Consider the following 320-nt stretch of genomic DNA (forward strand, 5'->3'; position numbering starts at 1 on the left):
TTAGCAGATGTATCCTCTATATTTGCATAGGTATTATAGGTAGATTCAATGAAAGGAACCAGATCATATCTTAGCTCGTAGTCAAAATAATAGAAACCAAGCATGTTCGTTCCCTCAGAATTGAATGATTGGTCAGTCCAGTCATGTGAACTTCTCCCGTTAGGAAATACCACAATTACTGGGTTAATATCACCATTAGCAATCAAATTGTCTAAGATATTACAGATGACATAATTACCATCTGCTTCCCCACTTCCGGTTAACCATTCGTTATGGTTACCGCCTACTCCGTGAAGCAAATACAAAACATTATATTTTTT

General features: G+C 36.2%; 1 protein-coding gene. It reads right to left on the bottom strand.

The window, feature by feature from the left end:
• Positions 1 to 320 (bottom strand): alpha/beta hydrolase (locus GH741_RS21445; protein ID WP_240795591.1); only part of this gene is annotated, 320 nt, incomplete at both ends.

It is taken from the genome of Aquibacillus halophilus (assembly GCF_009649745.1).
In the GTDB taxonomy this organism is placed as follows: Bacteria; Bacillota; Bacilli; order Bacillales; family Amphibacillaceae; genus Aquibacillus; species Aquibacillus halophilus.